This window comes from Micromonospora sp. URMC 107, assembly GCF_051386315.1.
GTDB lineage: Bacteria > Actinomycetota > Actinomycetes > Mycobacteriales > Micromonosporaceae > Micromonospora.
In genome coordinates this window covers 1-2,091 of record NZ_JBPQTK010000260.1, presented here as the reverse complement: position 1 = coordinate 2,091, position 2,091 = coordinate 1, and the positions used below count along the sequence as shown (strand labels likewise).

The window sequence follows — 2,091 nt, the reverse complement described above, 5'->3', positions numbered from 1 at the left end:
GGTTAGGGGGCGGGGGTTAGTGGAGGGTGGATAGTTCGCGGGTCAGGTTGGCTCGGGCCTGGGACTCCCAGCGCCGGGCCGGCTCCGGTAGCCGGAACAGCGCCGGCAGGGCGAGCAGACCGGCGAGCACCCGGGCGCGGCCGGCCCGGAAGGCCGGCTCGGGCACGTGCGCGTACTCCCGGCGGATCGCCGCGGCGTAGCGGTCGTACGCCTCGGGCGGTGTCGCCAGGACGGCGAGGTCGGCGTCGCAGAGCAGCGCGCCGTCGGTGTCGCCCGGCGTCACGGCGTGCCCGGCGGTGAGCAGCACCAGCCGGCGCACCTCGGCCACGGCGTCGGCCGGCAGGCCCGCCCGGGTGAGCAGCGTGCCGGCGAGCGCCGCGCTGTCGCGCTCGTTGGCGTCGCCCCCGGCGCGCGGGTCGTAGACCGCGTCGTGGCACCAGGCCGCGAGGCGCACCAGGTCCGGCCGCCCGGCCGCCGGCGCGTGGGCGTCGACCACGTCGAGGACGGCCGCCAGGTGGTCGGCGTCGTGGTAGTGCCGGTGCGGCTCCCGCCAGCGGGTCAGCAGGTCCTCACCGACCCGGGTCAGCTCCGCAACGTCGGTCATTCCGGCGCCCCGGGCCGCGGCCCGCCACCGGTCGAGAAGGTCGACCACCCGGCCGAGTCTGCCGTACCGCCGGCCGCGCCGAGGATTCACCCGGCGCGGCACGGGTAGTCCCCGCCATGGCCGTGGCCCGGGACCGTCGACCCTCACTGGTGCGACGCGCCATCCTGCGTGACCGGGCGGCGGACGTCGACGGGGCCCGGATCGCCGAGGCGGTGGAGCAGCTGCGCCACCGCAGCAAGACCACCCTGCACGACCGCCTGCACCGGCTGCGGATGGCGATGGGCCTCGCCGTGCAGGCCGGCCTCGCCGCCGGACTGTCCTGGCTGGCGGCGCACGAGCTGCTCGGCAACCCGCAGCCGGTCTTCGCGCCGATCTCCGCGGTCGGCACCCTCGCCGCCTCGGTCGGCCAGCGGTTCCGTCGCACGGTGGAGCTGATCGTCGGGGTGGCGATCGGGGTCGCCGTCGGCGACTTCCTCATCTACCTGCTCGGCACCGGCCCCTGGCAGCTCGGCCTGGTGGTCACCCTGGCCATCCTGCTGACCATCTTCGCGGGCGCCAGCGTGGCCATCGTCATCCAGGCGGCGGCCACGGCGGTGCTGATCGTCACGCTGAGCCCGTCGACCGAGAACCTGGAGATCCCCCGGTTCATCGACGCGTTCATCGGCGGCGGCATCGCGCTGCTGGTCACCGCGATCCTGCTGCCGCTCAACCCGCTGCGGGTCATCAACCGCGCCGCCCGGCCCGCCCTGGACCTGCTCGCCGCCCAGCTCGACGTCACGGCGGACGCCCTGCGGGAACGGGACCGGGACAAGGCCCAACGGGCACTGGACCGGCTCCGCAACAACCAGGAGGAGCTGACCGCCTTCACCGAGGCCATCGAGGGGGCGAAGGAGACCGCCATGCTCTCGCCGGTGCGGTGGCACCGGCGGGACGAGCTCACCCACTACGCCGAGGCCGCCGGCCCGATCGACCGGGCGATGCGAAACGCCGGCACCCTGACGCGGCGCGCGGTGACCCTGATCGAGGACGAGGAGCCCATCCCGGAGACGATGCCCGACGCGGTGGCCCATCTCGCCGAGTCCGTGCGCCTGCTCAAGCACGAGTTCGCCGTCGGCGACGAGCCGGAGCAGTCCCGGGAGCGGGCGCTGCGAGCGGTCAGCGAGGCCGGCCGGGCGTACGCCGAGGGGGTCGGCTTCTCCGGCAGCGTGGTGGTCGCGCAGGTGCGGACCACCGCCAGCGACCTGATGGTGGCCTCCGGCGTCACCCAGGAGGAGGCCAATCGCGGGGTCCGGCAGTCGTTCGGCGACCAGGACCGGCCGCGCGGTGAGGGTGAGCGGGAGGGTGTCCCGAAGCCGCCCACCGCCCCGCCGGTCGGCTGACCGCACGTCCGTCGACCCGCTCAGGCCCGCAGGGCGCGGGCGAGGCGGCGGACGGCCTCGTCCATGAGGTCGGGCGGGGCGGCGGCGTAGGTGAGGCGTAGGTGGGGG

The 2,091-nt window shown here is 75.7% G+C and carries 2 protein-coding genes; one reads left to right on the top strand and one right to left on the bottom strand.

Annotated features, from left to right (window positions below; genetic code table 11):
- Positions 1 to 16: 16 nt before the first annotated feature.
- Entirely contained in the window at positions 17 to 604 is a 588-nt protein-coding gene (locus ACSNN9_RS28345) for an HD domain-containing protein (RefSeq protein WP_436676370.1), read from the bottom strand.
- 122 nt (positions 605 to 726) lie between these two features.
- Here ACSNN9_RS28345 and ACSNN9_RS28340 point away from each other — a divergent pair, with 122 nt between their 5' ends.
- On the top strand, positions 727 to 1,983 hold the full coding sequence (locus ACSNN9_RS28340) for an FUSC family protein (RefSeq protein WP_436676371.1): 1,257 nt from the start codon (positions 727 to 729) through the stop codon (positions 1,981 to 1,983).
- Positions 1,984 to 2,091: the final 108 nt, after the last annotated feature.

Bases quoted from the DNA above. Each gene is read 5' to 3' on its own strand.
- ACSNN9_RS28345 (WP_436676370.1), bottom strand. From the start codon at position 604: ATGACCGACGTTGCGGAGCTGACCCGGGTCGGTGAGGACCTGCTGACC.